The 19,767-nt window shown below is 52.6% G+C and carries 2 protein-coding genes; both read left to right on the top strand.

Going from position 1 to position 19,767, the window contains the following annotated elements; genetic code table 11:
* The first annotated feature begins 33 nt into the window (after nucleotides 1–33).
* Nucleotides 34–9,801 carry a hypothetical protein gene (locus tag ACOMHB_RS10810; protein WP_448216625.1) on the top strand — a complete coding sequence of 3,256 codons (9,768 nt, stop codon included), beginning with the start codon at nucleotides 34–36 and terminating at the stop codon, nucleotides 9,799–9,801.
* Between the two features lie 200 nt (nucleotides 9,802–10,001).
* Nucleotides 10,002–19,754, top strand: a complete 9,753-nt coding sequence (locus ACOMHB_RS10805; RefSeq protein ID WP_448216624.1) for a hypothetical protein — start codon at nucleotides 10,002–10,004, stop codon at nucleotides 19,752–19,754.
* Nucleotides 19,755–19,767 lie beyond the last annotated feature (13 nt).

Genomic DNA, 19,767 nt, shown 5'->3' with positions numbered 1-19,767 from the left:
AAAGCCATCTAGATCAATCCATGAGGTGTTATCATGCCAGCTGTACCCAAGGATGTTCATGTTGCTATTGTCGGTCCTGTCGAAGGTTGGGAGTTTATTTGGCTAAAAATATGGGCCAGCTTGAACCCGGACCATACAATCCATGTATGGTCTCCCAAAGCTTTGAGATACAAAAGAATTCTATATTCGTTGCTGTTTTCTGAGAGAATACATCAAACTATTGAAACAGATTATCCCATTGATATTGCGCGGTTGAGGCATAGCATCTGGCAAAAAATCGATACTTTTATGGGGGAGGACGGTGATGTAGAAGGATTGGATATCATGAAATCCCATTTTTCAGACAGTGTAAAGATGTCGTTTACCACCCAATGGAATAAAACCAACGATCTGTTAAATCAAATCCGAAATGAAATTGGCACGGTTTCTGTTAACGAATTAGAGTTTGAATTTGAAAAAACACACAGTGAATATATCAAGTACACCTTAAGCCTTAAAAAAACTGTGATAGCCGAAAGAGCTATAGGGTTTTCTCATCAATTCTCTGATGGAGGGGTATATATTGATCAAGGACTGTTACCACCACTGGACGATGAGACCTTTAAAAAAGGGGGTGTTTCGAAAAATCTTATACCGAGAAGCAGCGGTAAGCCTATTTACACGGAGGAGATAGAAAGAGTTAAGGTGCGTGCTATTCTGATAAAAATGTTTGAAAGTGGAATTATTCCTGATCCTGGACCTTATTTTAAGGTACACCTACAACTGCCAAAAGTAGACTCCGATCGAATTCAAAGAGTCGTAAAAGAAACCAGTATTGACAAACTATTTAAAAAACTAAGTGATCGTGTACTATCGAAAGTTACCTTTCATAAAATATTTTTCGGTAAAACTATAGCTAGAGGCCGGCCTAGAGCTTCATACCTTAGTGATTCAATCAAGCCAATAATGTTCGAAGCTGCCCCAAATAACCGCTTGATCGGACAAATAATGGAAGAAACCATATATTTCCACAGGGTTTTAGAAAATCTTAAAAAAAATGAAATAAGCAAGCAAGAGCGTATACCAAAGTTACAGGAGGCTTTGAAAGCATTCTATATCTCTAGCGATGACGTCGATAAAGTTGCAATGATGTTAACAGAGCTTTCATATCATAATGGGGATTTTGAACACAGGATTCTCGCTAAAATAGGTTATGACGCTTTTGAAAGATTAAAAAATAGCCAATCCGGAGTAAGGACCACAGTTAATTATGATCAAAATTTCTTAGAGTACAATCCCTTCTATTACATGAATTCTTATGACAATGATTTTGACCTGCCAGAATTTGAGCGCAAGCGACCATACAAAAAGTTAATAATGATTAATGTTTTTAAGATTCCAGAGAATAGGGAAGAATCTTTGAGAAAGTCTTACGAACTTTATAATAAGTTACGCACTCAAGATGGCAGCGCTGTTTTGTACGAATTTGTTGAATCTGATGCAGTGCAAAAGCAAGCACTTAGAGTGATGGCAGGAGAATCATTCAAAAATATTGGCGTAGACACTAAAGTCTTCATCACTGGAAGTCTTGATTTCTCTAGTACCGAGTCGAGTGCCGTTAATCACATCAACTCCCGATTCTTAGTGAAAAAGCTATTATCAGCTTTAATTGAAGTGATCCCCAAGGATACCACCATACAAAACATAGCATTCTCTTTTGATAACTCCGCACAAGACATTCCAGGTGTTGAGGGTGTCTTGGATGCTGGTCAGAGAGATTATGTTATACCTGAAGTCCTGAGGGGGCTGGCTAAAGAAGGTATCTATGCAAATTCAGCTGTTGCAGTTCGGGGATACTTATCCGCAGGCGTTCCACGGCAAACCACCGGTGATGATCCTGACAGGCCGTCAACCTCGAGAGATGCGCCCGATTCTGAACTCAACCGTATTGTTTTTACCCGGAATAAAGACGACACCGTTACGTATATAGCCAAGTTCGGGTTGAGCTCGCTTGACCCTGATAATGAGTTTTATCCCACAACCGGCCTTGACACTCGCGAATCCATGTTTGCAGATCAGTTGTTCGAATCCATAGTCGTTGAGGATTCGCAGGATTCGGGCGACCCCAGACCCGGAAAGGAGGCAGCCGAAGCCCTGGTCGAAAAAATGTATGCCGGTGACAGGCAGCAGGATGGTTCTGCCTCTGCCTCTGCCTCTGCCTCTGCCAGACCGGAAAACAGGGTACCCACTTCCACCGTCCACAATGAGGTCGATTATAGAAGAGATGCTGAACAATACTCATTTGCCTCTCAGTTCAAAGATGCGATTTTTTTCGGATTAGACAAAGACTCGACCCCTGAAAAAGTTGCTTTTTTCCATCCGAATTCGAGAGAAACGCGTCGTTTGCAAGACACAATCGACATGGCGAAGGAATCTTCCTCCTACACCGAATGGCTTGACCGCTATGAAAGGCGTTTCCCCGAGTTCAACTACATCACCCAGCTTCGGCAGGAAATGAACCAATATCAGGGTGAAGAAGAGAAGGTCGAGGCCTTCAAAACCTTCAAAAGAAAGGCAGAGACCTATTCATTCGATATCTTCAAATTCAATCCCCTCACTAAAGAGGGGGCTGCCATGCTTAGGGCAATATACAAAAATGAATTCCCCAACTTCAATCTTCTCTCAGGTGAGTTGCCGCTGTATTGTGACCGGCGCCGAAGAGCGGCCAATACCGGCAGCTGCGACGCTCGACGCAAAGAGTTGGCGTATGCGCTCTGGTTACTTTCCGGCCCCAAAACCCAACTCAATCTTGATGGCAAAAAAGACAACAAAGGTAAAAAAACCGATATTGCCCTGATCAAACCCACCAACGAAGGTGAGCGCTGGCTGCAAAATTTTTTCACCCGGTTTCGTCGCCTCGAAGCCAAGGACGCATTAGCTGACACCCGGGGCATGCACTCGGTCATTGCCCTGAACGAAGATTCGTTTACCCGCGCGCAACAGCAGATAAAAGACGGGACCCTGAGTGGTCAGCCCCTGTTGCTGAAAGCTACCCCCGCTGCCGGTTATGCGCTGCTCACACCCGATGGCCGGGTTCAGTCGGCCATCGCCGGGGGAGACGGCAACCGCGTCACCGTTCTCGGTCGGCCAGCCAGAATGATTGCCCATGCTTTGACGACACTGGTCGACTTTACCCCGGACCGCTACATCGCCACCCTGACCGTCAGCGATCTTGCCAGCAGCAACCAGTCCCGCGGAATCACAGCCCTGAACGCCCTGAAAACCTTTATGACCCGCTCGCCCACCCATGGCAAACCCCTGGTGGGCAAGCTGATTGTCGAACCCAGAAGTGGCAGCCCCCAGGTTTTCAAACGACTGGTGAAAGATATCCAGCATCTGATGCCGAAGGACCGCCCGGCGATTGAAAGCCTTGTGCTGCGCTCACCCGGCACCGGACAACCGGAGTACCGCCTGCTTCCTGGCGAAAAGACTGTGCTGAGGTCGCCCCGGCCATCGGATTCAAATCCCCCGCTCCGCTATTTGCCGCCCAGCCACCTTTCGGTTCCGGTGCCGCTCCGGACTAAAGACAGCCTCTCAGGTGTGGCCTCTGAACGAGCCGAATTCAGGCAGCGGCTGCTGGAGTTTGACACCGCCCTGGGGGACATTAAAGCCCGGCACTCACTCGCCGACAGCATGGTTCCCCAACTGGATACCCTCCGTCGGGATGGCCGTGGCTGGCGCATGGACTTTATGGAACCCGATACCCTGACCCGTAAGAACATCCGCTTTACCTCCGGTGCCTTTGATCGCTTCCGGAGCTTTCTCCAGGGGACGGGTCGTCAGGGATTCCGGGTCAAAGGAAAAAAATCTTCCACCAACGGACTGGAAAAGCTCAGGTCTTTTATAGGCCTTTACGACCTGATAGCAGGGCTTTCCCCTGTGGGACACCATTACAAAAATCCCCCGTCTCAGAATATGACGGACACCCAACAGCAGATTTATACCGGGCGCCAGACGCTTTTTTATACGGCTGTGGCATTGCAAGGGATTGAGATCATCAATCTCGGGCGACAGGGGATCAAGACAATCATCCCGGCCATCCGGTCGTCATTGCCCCCCGGTCAGAAACCACCAAAGCTACCCGATATTCCCGGGTCGGGCAAGTTGCCCGGCGGTCTGAAAAAAGTCGGCAGGCTGGGTAAAAAAGTCGGTCGTTTTGTGCCCATACTGGGTCTCGCCGTGCCGGGAGCCAGTCTCACCCTGACCCTCATTGAGTACGAGAACGAAGAGGACCCGGAAGTCAAGAAACTCATGGAATCCATGGTGACCTTTGAGTGGGTGGATACCTATGTCTCCGTCATTTCAGAGTTCCTCGGGCCAGTCGGGGCATTTATTGACGGGATCATGCACTACGTCAGGGGTATTTTTCAGGAGAACTATAAAAGGAAGTTAGAAAAGCTGGCCTACAAAAAGTTGCAGGATGCCTCGGGTGAGGCTGCCAAAATCTTTGACCTGATCCACGCCCAGCTGGACCCCAAAAGCTTCCTGGCCAACAAGCAGACCCTCAATGCCTTGATGAGCGGGGATGGCAAAAGTCTCCTGACCCTGAACATCCGGTCTATCAACCTGGTGAACCAGACCCTGACCTACGGTGGCGTCTATTCATTCAAGCCCACCTTAATCGCCGGGAAAAAAGACAACTGGAAACAGAAAAACTGTGAGAAGATACCCTATGTACCTAAGGCTCCTTTACGGCACTGCGCCAGCGACATCAACCGGATCGAATACTCCCCTGACACCTTTAACCTGATCGACGATGCCCTGGCGACATTGTGCCGGACGGAGTCGCGTTTAACCGGGTATCAATGCTCAGACGGGGTATTCCGCAACCTGGGGCAGATGAGCGATAAAAAGGTCATTTTCATGCCTTCTGTACCCCCGTGGGAGGTCAAGCTCCTCTACTCTCCCTTTGACCAGCGCGATCCAGGGAGTGCGCCAGACAACAGTTCCCCCGGTGCGAAACTTCTGGATGCTGTCAGCGACAGCAAGCTGAAACGGTTATACCAGAAAAAAGTGAAAGACACCCGGTATACCGAGTGCGACGGGCTTGGCTCATGTGATGACATCAGCTACGACTATAAATACCTTGGCCAGATGTTCACCCATACCGACAGTTTGAAATACCGTCAGTCAACCAGCAGACTGTATCTCGATAACAAGGATCACGTCGTCCTCTTTCGCGAGGTCTCATCGACATTCTCCCGACTTCTGAAGTATGACGTGTATAGTCCTGAAGGGGCCAACAAAACCTACGCCCTGATATCCAACGGTAAACACACTATCCACCTTCACCCCCAGGGGCAGACGGCCTCTACCTGGGTGTTGAACTACGACGGCAAGCTCCCCTATGCCTGCATTACTGAGCGGGATGACCAGGTACAAAACTGTCGGTCCTGGGTGAGCCTGTCCTATGAAGATAACCGGGACTTCAAGCTGGGTGAGACCCTTTTCCGATTTCCTGAACCAAGACCACACTCCTGGTATGAACAGGCTTCCTCGTATAAAGTAGTGGCCCGGGATCCCAACGCACAGTTTGAGTGGCGGCTGCTGGATCAAAAAGTGATTCAACGCTTGTACGACAATAGCGGACTGAATGACGGGCCATCAAGGGCGTCGAAACTGAACAGAATCATGAGCCGTTACAATGCGGCCAGCCGGTTCCTGCCGCTGGAGCTGAAAGACTGCGACTTCTCACCTCAGATCCGTGCACGCTGTATGGCCGGAGCGCCGGAGCAGTGGCTCACAATCTGGCTGGCGCCCGAAAAACCGAACCCATGGGCGATGAACAGTGCCTTTGACCCGCCACCTATGGGACCCGATCGGCCCTCGCGGGTCGAGCAGAACCCGGCCTGGCTGCAACACAAGCAGGACTGTGACCGACAGGCCAATGAGTATCTCAGTAAACCTTACCGCTGCTTCCCTGACAGGCTGGGATTGGCGGAAGCGAACCGGAATCAATTAGACCGTATCCGACTCTGGTACGACACCCTTAACCGTCAGGTAATCCGGCTCATTGCTGCCAGTGCCGAGCTGCAACCGGTCCAGCTGCAACCGGTCCAGGGAAACCCGGCTACCGGCTACTATTTTTTTGACTCCGCCAACGGCCAGGTGTTATTTCAGAATAAAGAGGCACTGACCCGGGAAATCAGGCACTTCGATGAGTTGAGTGCCCGCTCGTTTGGCCGCCATGTCTCAAAGATAGTACCGAACAAAGATGAGTCACAATTGCTGGTATTTGATGCCCCCTATTATTACCTGTTGACGGCCAGCCCGTCCGGTCAGCTGGCTCACCAGGTGATTGCGGCAGAAACCCTGGATGGCCAGCTCAGTGTACCCCCTACCCCACCTGCAGTGGCATCTGACACAACGACATCCGACCATGGGCTGATTCCCTTGCGGGATGTCGATAGCTACGACAGTCGTCGTCTTCTTAGGACCGGTTTTTATGACGACGCCACCCGAACCTATATTACCTTCCTGAGCAGCCTGCTGGATGGCGACATGCCAAACAATAGAAACGACGGAAGCCGTTTACAGACGATCAATGAGCGTGTCCGGAGGGCACTGCGTGAAGAGCACCTGCCGGTCCACAAGGTGGTGGTTCGGGGCCAGACTGTTTACTACATTTTGTTCAGTCGGCACTCCGGCAAACTGTATTACTTCAGCACCGACGTGAATCGCCCCGGTGGTATCCAGCGGCTGAGCTCCGGTTTCCATTTGATCCGCCCTGCAGGTGAGAAGCGAGCGCTGGAAAAGGCAAAAGTAAAGGCAAAGATAGCCAGAGTCGGCGTCTTCAGGCATGTGCAGGCGCACTCCGGCAGCCTCCTGGCCGATACCAACGGTGGCTACCGGCTGTGGATACCGGACAAGGCCTGGGATAACACCCGGGTGGTCAGCGAAAACCTGTCGGTGGAGTCAGGACCTTTTAAGAACTGGCAGGTGGAAGCCACCGGGCAGATCGTCGCCAAGTCGAACGATACCCTGAGTGTGCACCAGTTCACCCCCCAGTCTGGCCTGATGGTGGACAGCCTGAACCTGGGCAAGGTAGTCAACCTGATCTTCGCCAAACTGACCATAGAACACCCCGGTACAACCTGGACCACCGCCAGTGCCCGTTTTTTCATCCGTGAGCTCAAGAGTCTGCTGCGAGACCGGCTGAAAGGGGCCCGGGAGGGGTTCTCGGCCAAGGTGGGGCTGGTGCCGCTGAGACCCATCACCGCAATCATCGACCACCCCCTGTTCAGCGCGATCAGGCAACTGGACGTCTGGTACAACCTGGACAGCGACACCCTGCTGGCAGCCAACACCCGTGACCAGTTTGAAGTCATGGTGAACGACGACGGCCAACTGCTCGCCCTGTCGGACACTCGCAAAGAGGAGGCTTTCGAGTTTTTCCGACAGCCTGATCAGGGCGCCAAAGGCCATCCCTTTTGTGGTGAGGCCGCCGCCGCTTCGCTGACCGGGATGCCCAGTGAGTTCGATGACCAAATCTCCGTTCCCTGCCGTTACATGGCTAAGCGTATCGACTTGAGGGGTAACCACCACTGGGAACAGGGTGCCCGGGCGTGGCGCATCCAGACACCGACGGCCCAATACCTGGCTAACCGGGAGCATCTGGCCCTGGTGGCGCTGGACCTCAGCCTGATGGGACCCAGAAACACCACCGGCGGCCTGGTCTACTGGACCCGGCAAGATTTTAACCAGGCCATGGGATCTCTGCCAGCGGGCATACGCCAGAAGGCTGACACCGAACTGATCGCCCTCACGCTGCGCCCTGGCTATTCCCCAACCCAGGTAGCCTGGATGGATTACCAGGGCCAGAGTTCCCGTAAACAAAGACTGTTGTTCGGTTTGCCTGGCAAGGAGCACGGCGTTCAGCAAGTGATTGGCAGCGTCCGGAAGTTCTCGTTCCCTCCGTCAACGAGCACGGTCGTTTATAACCGGAACAACCAGACGCTGTACCGGGTCACCCAAAAGGGTTACCAATCACTGGGCACCTTTGGCAGGGTCGCCGTGATGGCCGAGGGTCTGCTGCTGTCAGGAACCCCCGGAGCCGACAAGATCGAACTGGAAACGTTGCGGCTGGACACTTACTACCAAGAGCATCAGGTGGCCTTTGTCCGGAACGGTACCCGACAGCGGTTCGGGATCATGGTGGAGGGCCAGGGTGGGTCCGACGTGATTAAACTGGATGAGACAGACTTGTCATTTTTTACCCGAATCCTCATCCATCCCGGCCTGGCTGAAGAAAGCATCACCAAGCACGACAGGGCACAAACCCGCATTGAACTGAATGTATCGGCCTTCCTCTTCCTTGTCTGGCGCCGGGGTCAGAACCTGGTGCTGTCCAACCGGTTTACCACCGGCGATGCCGAGATCGAGATTCAGCAGGTCTGGGCCAGACAGCACGACCAGTTCCTGCAACCCACAACGCTGGTGTTCAATGACCTTGAGCTGTCATTATCCGACCTTGCAGCACGGGTGACGGACTCAGGTCAGGGGGTCGTCCTGCCACTCACGGTGAGCAGCCTCGTCAGGAAGGAACGCCTCCGATTCATCAACGCCACAGCCAGCAACCCCCTGTACATCCAGCAGGACCAACCCGTAAAAATCGTCACCTACCAGGCGATGGACGGGATTAAACTGACACTGGAACCCCTGAACGCCACATACGTCAGACGTCAGGTGTTTATTACCGGCACAGGACAGTGGGGCTGGGAGCCGGGCAGTGTTCAGGTGAGCGGGCCGAAACCCGACAGCGGTTACCAGTCATGGCCGTTTCTACCCTCCGTAATCAGCTCGTCCGCCGTCGGTAACAGGACAGCGAGACTCTGGGGCAATAGCCGCAGTAATATTCTGTACCTTGGCGCCGACGCCCGACAGTGGTCACTCCGTGGATGGGGCGGTCATGACCTGCTGCTGCTGGGAACCTCAGGCAACATCGCAGCACGGCCAGAAGTGCTGGCAAACCGGGGCGACCAGTGTGACAACCGGAGGCTGGATACGCCCGGCAACACCAGCCTGTGGCAAGCCATCCTGGACTGGACCCGCCCGCTGGTCGGCGGTGTTGGCAATGACGTCTATGACCTGCGGGCGTGCAGGCCAGCCCGCACAATCGACAGCCGTGGCAAGCATTATGTTCTACTGTCGTCCGGGTCTAAGGCGGATTTACGACGTTTGTCGGGTGATAACAGCACCGCACTGTTCTTTACCGACCTGACCCCGGAACAGGTGGCGTTCAGCCAGTGTAACCCGCAGAACCTCACCCACAACAACCACTCCCTGCCATTGGATAGCCAAACCTTCAGGATCATCAATACCCGCAACAACCAGACACTGGCACTGGTGAAACCGGAGGTGCTGGCCAGTCTGCACTTTAAAGGTGGACAAGTCAGCCTGAACCCCATGGCTGTAATCACCAGGAATGACAGTACGTCAGCCATGGACGGCAGTGACGGGAGAGAGAATGAAGCCGTGACCTTTCTGAACAAAATCATTCGCAGAGGGCAACGGCTGGTGAATTACCTGTGCAGCCTGGCCGGAGGTGAGAAAAACAACATTGGGTCGGAGAGTAAGCGGCCAGTAGGAACAAGCCTGAATAATACGGAACTTTACCAGCACTACCAGCGACTGGTTCAGGACCTCAGTGCCCTGACTGGCAATCACAGTGTCGAGAGCCCGTCGTTTATTCCGTCAGCAAATCGGGGAACAATACAAAGCCTGACGACTCCGCTAAATTTGACGACGATGGGTCAGGGCTGAACAACATTAAAAATTCCCTATCATTAAAATTTAATACGACACTTTTATTTTATATAACTGAAAAGAAGGTCACCATCTCAATTACGAACTACACTGCACGGTGCAATCTTTGAACATTTAAAGTCCTCTGAGCACGCCAGTGAAAAGACAAGTATCACCCCCCTCTGAAAACCATGCAGTTCAATCTACCAGGAGTTATCATGCCATCTATAACCAAAAAGGTACATGTTGCTATTGTCGATGCTACTGAAGGTTGGGAGCGTATTTGGCTGTCAATATGGGCCTGGGCGAACCCGAACCATGACATCTATGTATGGGCTCCCAAAGCCTTGATATACAAAAGAATTTTATATTCGTTGCTGTATTCTGAGAGAATGCAACAAACGATTGAAACAGATTACCCCGCTGATATTGCGCGGTTGAGGCGTAGTATCTGGCAAAAAATCGATACTTTTATGGGTGAAAACGATGACATAGAAAAATTGGATATAATGAAAGCCGATTTTTCAGACAGTGTAAAGAGGTCGTTTGCCACCCAATGGAATAAAACCATCAATGAGTTAAATCAAATTCAAAATTCCATTAGCAGGGCTTATGTTAGAGGAGATACTTCTGCTTTTGAACGACAACACAGTGAATATATTAAGTACACCTTAAGCCTTAAAAAACCTGTGATAACCGCAAGAGCTATAGGGTTTTCTCATTTATTCTCTGATGGAGGGGTGTATTTTGATGAAGGACTGCTACCAGCACTGAGGCTTGCGCCCTTTGAACAAATGGGCATTTCGCACGCGCCTGTGTCGGAAGGGGGATTGGACAGTAGTGAGAGAGAGCAGCTAGAAAGAGCCAAGATACATGCTATTGTGCAACATATGTTCAAATGTGGAATCATTCCTGATCCTGACCGTTATTTCAACACAGACGATATAAACCTGCCACAAGAACAATTAAATCGAATTAGAGCTGTCGTAGAAATAACCAATATTAGCGATCTATTTCATAGACTGAGTAATCGTCAAAATATGAAGTGGGCTAGTAATTCTAAAATATTTTTCGGTAGAGTTATACCTCCTAAAGACGAGATTAGAGCTGGACACCTCGATGATTCAGTCAAACCAATGATGGTGGAAGCTTTCCCAAATAACCCACTGATCAAAAAAGTAATCCAGGAAGCCACATTTTTCCATAGTGTTTTAGAAAAATTTAAAAATAATAATGAAATAAGCAAAGAAAGACGCGTAACGGAGATAAACAAGACTTTAAATGAATTCTTTAAATATGAAGATCCTGCCGACAACGAAAAAATCAATGAAATTGCAATCATGTTAGCGGAGCTTTCATATAATAACGGGGATCTTGACCACCGGATTCTCGCCAAACTAGGTTATGACGCTTTTGAAAGAATAGAAAGCACCGATTACGGAGAAGAACCTTTAATCTCCCGAATTAAGAGCTTCTCAGAGCAAAACCCCTTCTATAGCATGAGCTCTGATTCTGACCTGCCAGATCCGGCGCACAGGCGACCATACGGCAAGTTCATAATGATTAATATGCCCCCGACTGAGGACGATGGAAAGTCGGCAATGCAGAGTTATGCAAAATATTATAGGTATCGCACTCCAGCAGGCAAGAACGTCTTGTATGACTTTTTTTATTCTGTTAAAAGGCAAAGACTAGGAATTAGAACAATTTTAGGAACACCATTCAAAAATATCGGCGAAGACACTAAAGTCTTCATTACTGGAAGTCTTGATTTCCCTGATATCGAATCGGATAACTTTTATTCTATTCACTCCCAATCCTTAGTGCAAAGGCTATCAACAATCTTAAGCACAGTGATCCCCGAGAATACCACCGTACAAAACATAGCATTCTCTTTTGATAACTCTGCACAAGGCATTCCAGATTCTGAGGGTGTATTGGATGCTGACCAGAAAGATTATATTGTACCTGAAGTTCTGAGAAAATTGGCCAAAAAAGGTATCCGTGCAAATTCTGCTGTTGCAGTTCGGGGATACTTATCCGCAGGCGTTCCACGGCAAACCACCGGTGATGATCCTAACAGGCCGTCAACCTCAAGAGATGCGCCCGATCCTGAACTCAACCGTATTGTTTTTACCCGGAATGAAGACGACACCGTTACTTACATAGCCAAGTTCGGGTTGGACTCCCTTGACCCTGATAAAGAGTTTCATCCCAGACCCGACATTAAAACTCCCGAATCCATGTTCGCAGATCAGTTGTTCGAATCCGTAGTCGCTGAGAATTCGCAGCGTTCGACCGATCCCAGACTCGCGACGGATTCAGCTGCAGCCCTTGTCGAAATGATGTATGCCGGTGACAGACACCAGGATGGTTCTGCCTCTGCCAGATCCAAAAACAGAGTGCCCACTTCCACAGGCCGCCGTGAGTTTATCGACAATAGAAAAGATGCCAGCAAATACTCATACTACACAGATTTCCAGGCAGCGATCTATTTTGGATTAGTGCAGCAACCGCCGACTGAAAATGCTGCTTTCATCCATCCGGATGAAACAGAAACCAGACGTTTGAGAGAAACACTCCAAATGGCGATGCAATCTTCCTCTTACACTGAGTGGCTTGCGCGCTATGAAAGACGTTTTCACAATGATCACATGAATCAGCTTGAGCGGGAGATAGAACACTTCAAAAGTAATGAAGCAAAGGCCAAGGCCTTCGAAAACATCAAAAACCAAGTACAGAAAGGCTCATACTATATTCGCAATGTCGATATTGAAACGCCGGAAGGTGCCGCCGAAATTAACGCAGAATTCGAAAATGATTTCGACAACGTGCATGTTCTCCCGGTCCCGCCACAAGGGGCTTGTCGCAGGCCTCGAAGATCAGCCGGTGCCGACAGCTGCAATGCTCAACGCAAAAATCTGGAGTATGCCCTCCGGTTACTTTCCGGCTTCAAAACCCAGCTCTATCTTAAAGCCGACAAAGACAAAACGGATATCGCCCTGATCAAACCCGCCAACGAATTTGAGCGCTGGCTGCAAAATTTTTTCACCCGGTATCGTCGCCTCGAAGCCAAGGACGCATTGGCTCACGCCCGGGGCATGCACTCGGTCATTGCCCTGGACGAAGATTCGTTTACCCGCGCTCAACAGCAGATAAAAGACGGGACCCTGAGTGGTCAGCCCCTGTTGCTGAAAGCTACCCCCGCTGCCGGTTATGCGCTGCTCACACCCGATGGCCGGGTTCAGTCGGCCATCGCCGGGGGAGACGGCAACCGCGTCACCGTTCTCGGTCGGCCAGCCAGAATGATTGCCCATGCTTTGACGACACTGGTCGACTTTACCCCGGACCGCTACATCGCCACCCTGACCGTCAGCGATCTTGCCAGCAGCAACCAGTCCCGCGGAATCACAGCCCTGAACGCCCTGAAAACCTTTATGACCCGCTCGCCCACCCATGGCAAACCCCTGGTGGGCAAGCTGATTGTCGAACCCAGAAGTGGCAGCCCCCAGGTTTTCAAACGACTGGTGAAAGATATCCAGCATCTGATGCCGAAGGACCGCCCGGCGATTGAAAGCCTTGTGCTGCGCTCACCCGGCACCGGACAACCGGAGTACCGCCTGCTTCCTGGCGAAAAGACTGTGCTGAGGTCGCCCCGGCCATCGGATTCAAATCCCCCGCTCCGCTATTTGCCGCCCAGCCACCTTTCGGTTCCGGTGCCGCTCCGGACTAAAGACAGCCTCTCAGGTGTGGCCTCTGAACGAGCCGAATTCAGGCAGCGGCTGCTGGAGTTTGACACCGCCCTGGGGGACATTAAAGCCCGGCACTCACTCGCCGACAGCATGGTTCCCCAACTGGATACCCTCCGTCGGGATGGCCGTGGCTGGCGCATGGACTTTATGGAACCCGATACCCTGACCCGTAAGAACATCCGCTTTACCTCCGGTGCCTTTGATCGCTTCCGGAGCTTTCTCCAGGGGACGGGTCGTCAGGGATTCCGGGTCAAAGGAAAAAAATCTTCCACCAACGGACTGGAAAAGCTCAGGTCTTTTATAGGCCTTTACGACCTGATAGCAGGGCTTTCCCCTGTGGGACACCATTACAAAAATCCCCCGTCTCAGAATATGACGGACACCCAACAGCAGATTTATACCGGGCGCCAGACGCTTTTTTATACGGCTGTGGCATTGCAAGGGATTGAGATCATCAATCTCGGGCGACAGGGGATCAAGACAATCATCCCGGCCATCCGGTCGTCATTGCCCCCCGGTCAGAAACCACCAAAGCTACCCGATATTCCCGGGTCGGGCAAGTTGCCCGGCGGTCTGAAAAAAGTCGGCAGGCTGGGTAAAAAAGTCGGTCGTTTTGTGCCCATACTGGGTCTCGCCGTGCCGGGAGCCAGTCTCACCCTGACCCTCATTGAGTACGAGAACGAAGAGGACCCGGAAGTCAAGAAACTCATGGAATCCATGGTGACCTTTGAGTGGGTGGATACCTATGTCTCCGTCATTTCAGAGTTCCTCGGGCCAGTCGGGGCATTTATTGACGGGATCATGCACTACGTCAGGGGTATTTTTCAGGAGAACTATAAAAGGAAGTTAGAAAAGCTGGCCTACAAAAAGTTGCAGGATGCCTCGGGTGAGGCTGCCAAAATCTTTGACCTGATCCACGCCCAGCTGGACCCCAAAAGCTTCCTGGCCAACAAGCAGACCCTCAATGCCTTGATGAGCGGGGATGGCAAAAGTCTCCTGACCCTGAACATCCGGTCTATCAACCTGGTGAACCAGACCCTGACCTACGGTGGCGTCTATTCATTCAAGCCCACCTTAATCGCCGGGAAAAAAGACAACTGGAAACAGAAAAACTGTGAGAAGATACCCTATGTACCTAAGGCTCCTTTACGGCACTGCGCCAGCGACATCAACCGGATCGAATACTCCCCTGACACCTTTAACCTGATCGACGATGCCCTGGCGACATTGTGCCGGACGGAGTCGCGTTTAACCGGGTATCAATGCTCAGACGGGGTATTCCGCAACCTGGGGCAGATGAGCGATAAAAAGGTCATTTTCATGCCTTCTGTACCCCCGTGGGAGGTCAAGCTCCTCTACTCTCCCTTTGACCAGCGCGATCCAGGGAGTGCGCCAGACAACAGTTCCCCCGGTGCGAAACTTCTGGATGCTGTCAGCGACAGCAAGCTGAAACGGTTATACCAGAAAAAAGTGAAAGACACCCGGTATACCGAGTGCGACGGGCTTGGCTCATGTGATGACATCAGCTACGACTATAAATACCTTGGCCAGATGTTCACCCATACCGACAGTTTGAAATACCGTCAGTCAACCAGCAGACTGTATCTCGATAACAAGGATCACGTCGTCCTCTTTCGCGAGGTCTCATCGACATTCTCCCGACTTCTGAAGTATGACGTGTATAGTCCTGAAGGGGCCAACAAAACCTACGCCCTGATATCCAACGGTAAACACACTATCCACCTTCACCCCCAGGGGCAGACGGCCTCTACCTGGGTGTTGAACTACGACGGCAAGCTCCCCTATGCCTGCATTACTGAGCGGGATGACCAGGTACAAAACTGTCGGTCCTGGGTGAGCCTGTCCTATGAAGATAACCGGGACTTCAAGCTGGGTGAGACCCTTTTCCGATTTCCTGAACCAAGACCACACTCCTGGTATGAACAGGCTTCCTCGTATAAAGTAGTGGCCCGGGATCCCAACGCACAGTTTGAGTGGCGGCTGCTGGATCAAAAAGTGATTCAACGCTTGTACGACAATAGCGGACTGAATGACGGGCCATCAAGGGCGTCGAAACTGAACAGAATCATGAGCCGTTACAATGCGGCCAGCCGGTTCCTGCCGCTGGAGCTGAAAGACTGCGACTTCTCACCTCAGATCCGTGCACGCTGTATGGCCGGAGCGCCGGAGCAGTGGCTCACAATCTGGCTGGCGCCCGAAAAACCGAACCCATGGGCGATGAACAGTGCCTTTGACCCGCCACCTATGGGACCCGATCGGCCCTCGCGGGTCGAGCAGAACCCGGCCTGGCTGCAACACAAGCAGGACTGTGACCGACAGGCCAATGAGTATCTCAGTAAACCTTACCGCTGCTTCCCTGACAGGCTGGGATTGGCGGAAGCGAACCGGAATCAATTAGACCGTATCCGACTCTGGTACGACACCCTTAACCGTCAGGTAATCCGGCTCATTGCTGCCAGTGCCGAGCTGCAACCGGTCCAGCTGCAACCGGTCCAGGGAAACCCGGCTACCGGCTACTATTTTTTTGACTCCGCCAACGGCCAGGTGTTATTTCAGAATAAAGAGGCACTGACCCGGGAAATCAGGCACTTCGATGAGTTGAGTGCCCGCTCGTTTGGCCGCCATGTCTCAAAGATAGTACCGAACAAAGATGAGTCACAATTGCTGGTATTTGATGCCCCCTATTATTACCTGTTGACGGCCAGCCCGTCCGGTCAGCTGGCTCACCAGGTGATTGCGGCAGAAACCCTGGATGGCCAGCTCAGTGTACCCCCTACCCCACCTGCAGTGGCATCTGACACAACGACATCCGACCATGGGCTGATTCCCTTGCGGGATGTCGATAGCTACGACAGTCGTCGTCTTCTTAGGACCGGTTTTTATGACGACGCCACCCGAACCTATATTACCTTCCTGAGCAGCCTGCTGGATGGCGACATGCCAAACAATAGAAACGACGGAAGCCGTTTACAGACGATCAATGAGCGTGTCCGGAGGGCACTGCGTGAAGAGCACCTGCCGGTCCACAAGGTGGTGGTTCGGGGCCAGACTGTTTACTACATTTTGTTCAGTCGGCACTCCGGCAAACTGTATTACTTCAGCACCGACGTGAATCGCCCCGGTGGTATCCAGCGGCTGAGCTCCGGTTTCCATTTGATCCGCCCTGCAGGTGAGAAGCGAGCGCTGGAAAAGGCAAAAGTAAAGGCAAAGATAGCCAGAGTCGGCGTCTTCAGGCATGTGCAGGCGCACTCCGGCAGCCTCCTGGCCGATACCAACGGTGGCTACCGGCTGTGGATACCGGACAAGGCCTGGGATAACACCCGGGTGGTCAGCGAAAACCTGTCGGTGGAGTCAGGACCTTTTAAGAACTGGCAGGTGGAAGCCACCGGGCAGATCGTCGCCAAGTCGAACGATACCCTGAGTGTGCACCAGTTCACCCCCCAGTCTGGCCTGATGGTGGACAGCCTGAACCTGGGCAAGGTAGTCAACCTGATCTTCGCCAAACTGACCATAGAACACCCCGGTACAACCTGGACCACCGCCAGTGCCCGTTTTTTCATCCGTGAGCTCAAGAGTCTGCTGCGAGACCGGCTGAAAGGGGCCCGGGAGGGGTTCTCGGCCAAGGTGGGGCTGGTGCCGCTGAGACCCATCACCGCAATCATCGACCACCCCCTGTTCAGCGCGATCAGGCAACTGGACGTCTGGTACAACCTGGACAGCGACACCCTGCTGGCAGCCAACACCCGTGACCAGTTTGAAGTCATGGTGAACGACGACGGCCAACTGCTCGCCCTGTCGGACACTCGCAAAGAGGAGGCTTTCGAGTTTTTCCGACAGCCTGATCAGGGCGCCAAAGGCCATCCCTTTTGTGGTGAGGCCGCCGCCGCTTCGCTGACCGGGATGCCCAGTGAGTTCGATGACCAAATCTCCGTTCCCTGCCGTTACATGGCTAAGCGTATCGACTTGAGGGGTAACCACCACTGGGAACAGGGTGCCCGGGCGTGGCGCATCCAGACACCGACGGCCCAATACCTGGCTAACCGGGAGCATCTGGCCCTGGTGGCGCTGGACCTCAGCCTGATGGGACCCAGAAACACCACCGGCGGCCTGGTCTACTGGACCCGGCAAGATTTTAACCAGGCCATGGGATCTCTGCCAGCGGGCATACGCCAGAAGGCTGACACCGAACTGATCGCCCTCACGCTGCGCCCTGGCTATTCCCCAACCCAGGTAGCCTGGATGGATTACCAGGGCCAGAGTTCCCGTAAACAAAGACTGTTGTTCGGTTTGCCTGGCAAGGAGCACGGCGTTCAGCAAGTGATTGGCAGCGTCCGGAAGTTCTCGTTCCCTCCGTCAACGAGCACGGTCGTTTATAACCGGAACAACCAGACGCTGTACCGGGTCACCCAAAAGGGTTACCAATCACTGGGCACCTTTGGCAGGGTCGCCGTGATGGCCGAGGGTCTGCTGCTGTCAGGAACCCCCGGAGCCGACAAGATCGAACTGGAAACGTTGCGGCTGGACACTTACTACCAAGAGCATCAGGTGGCCTTTGTCCGGAACGGTACCCGACAGCGGTTCGGGATCATGGTGGAGGGCCAGGGTGGGTCCGACGTGATTAAACTGGATGAGACAGACTTGTCATTTTTTACCCGAATCCTCATCCATCCCGGCCTGGCTGAAGAAAGCATCACCAAGCACGACAGGGCACAAACCCGCATTGAACTGAATGTATCGGCCTTCCTCTTCCTTGTCTGGCGCCGGGGTCAGAACCTGGTGCTGTCCAACCGGTTTACCACCGGCGATGCCGAGATCGAGATTCAGCAGGTCTGGGCCAGACAGCACGACCAGTTCCTGCAACCCACAACGCTGGTGTTCAATGACCTTGAGCTGTCATTATCCGACCTTGCAGCACGGGTGACGGACTCAGGTCAGGGGGTCGTCCTGCCACTCACGGTGAGCAGCCTCGTCAGGAAGGAACGCCTCCGATTCATCAACGCCACAGCCAGCAACCCCCTGTACATCCAGCAGGACCAACCCGTAAAAATCGTCACCTACCAGGCGATGGACGGGATTAAACTGACACTGGAACCCCTGAACGCCACATACGTCAGACGTCAGGTGTTTATTACCGGCACAGGACAGTGGGGCTGGGAGCCGGGCAGTGTTCAGGTGAGCGGGCCGAAACCCGACAGCGGTTACCAGTCATGGCCGTTTCTACCCTCCGTAATCAGCTCGTCCGCCGTCGGTAACAGGACAGCGAGACTCTGGGGCAATAGCCGCAGTAATATTCTGTACCTTGGCGCCGACGCCCGACAGTGGTCACTCCGTGGATGGGGCGGTCATGACCTGCTGCTGCTGGGAACCTCAGGCAACATCGCAGCACGGCCAGAAGTGCTGGCAAACCGGGGCGACCAGTGTGACAACCGGAGGCTGGATACGCCCGGCAACACCAGCCTGTGGCAAGCCATCCTGGACTGGACCCGCCCGCTGGTCGGCGGTGTTGGCAATGACGTCTATGACCTGCGGGCGTGCAGGCCAGCCCGCACAATCGACAGCCGTGGCAAGCATTATGTTCTACTGTCGTCCGGGTCTAAGGCGGATTTACGACGTTTGTCGGGTGATAACAGCACCGCACTGTTCTTTACCGACCTGACCCCGGAACAGGTGGCGTTCAGCCAGTGTAACCCGCAGAACCTCACCCACAACAACCACTCCCTGCCATTGGATAGCCAAACCTTCAGGATCATCAATACCCGCAACAACCAGACACTGGCACTGGTGAAACCGGAGGTGCTGGCCAGTCTGCACTTTAAAGGTGGACAAGTCAGCCTGAACCCCATGGCTGTAATCACCAGGAATGACAGTACGTCAGCCATGGACGGCAGTGACGGGAGAGAGAATGAAGCCGTGACCTTTCTGAACAAAATCATTCGCAGAGGGCAACGGCTGGTGAATTACCTGTGCAGCCTGGCCGGAGGTGAGAAAAACAACATTGGGTCGGAGAGTAAGCGGCCAGTAGGAACAAGCCTGAATAATACGGAACTTTACCAGCACTACCAGCGACTGGTTCAGGACCTCAGTGCCCTGACTGGCAATCACAGTGTCGAGAGCCCGTCGTTTATTCCGTCAGCAAATCGGGGAACAATACAAAGCCTGACGACTCCTCAACCTTTAGCTACGATAGGCCAGAGCTGAACAACATTTACGA

Source organism: Endozoicomonas sp. 2B-B (assembly GCF_053470045.1).
The sequence above is the reverse complement of the archived record's forward strand: the minus strand, read 5'-3'. Positions and strand labels throughout refer to the sequence as shown.